Origin of the sequence: Streptomyces sp. M2CJ-2 (assembly GCF_016757295.1) — a bacterium.
In the GTDB taxonomy this organism is placed as follows: Bacteria; Actinomycetota; Actinomycetes; order Streptomycetales; family Streptomycetaceae; genus Streptomyces.
In genome coordinates this window covers 1-226 of the sequence record NZ_JAESIF010000351.1, presented here as the reverse complement: position 1 = coordinate 226, position 226 = coordinate 1, and the positions used below count along the sequence as shown (strand labels likewise).

Genomic DNA, 226 nt, shown 5'->3' with positions numbered 1-226 from the left:
TGCCGACGGCACCGTGCTCGACATCCTGGTCCAGGGCCGCCGGGACAAGGCCGCCGCCCGGCGCTTCTTCCGCACACTGCTCAAGAAGACCTGCTCGGTGCCGCGGGTGATCGTCACCGACAAGCTCCGCTCCTACGGTGCGGCCCACCGGGAGGTCATGCCCTCCGTCGAGCACCGGCAGTCGAAGTACCTCAACAACCGGGCGGAGAACAGCCACCAGCCCACC

1 protein-coding gene is annotated in these 226 nt (G+C 69.0%); it reads left to right on the top strand.

Features of this window, described 5'->3' with window-relative positions; genetic code table 11:
• The coding region (locus JL475_RS39590; protein ID WP_202283005.1) for a DDE-type integrase/transposase/recombinase at positions 1-226 on the top strand (226 nt) is incomplete at both ends.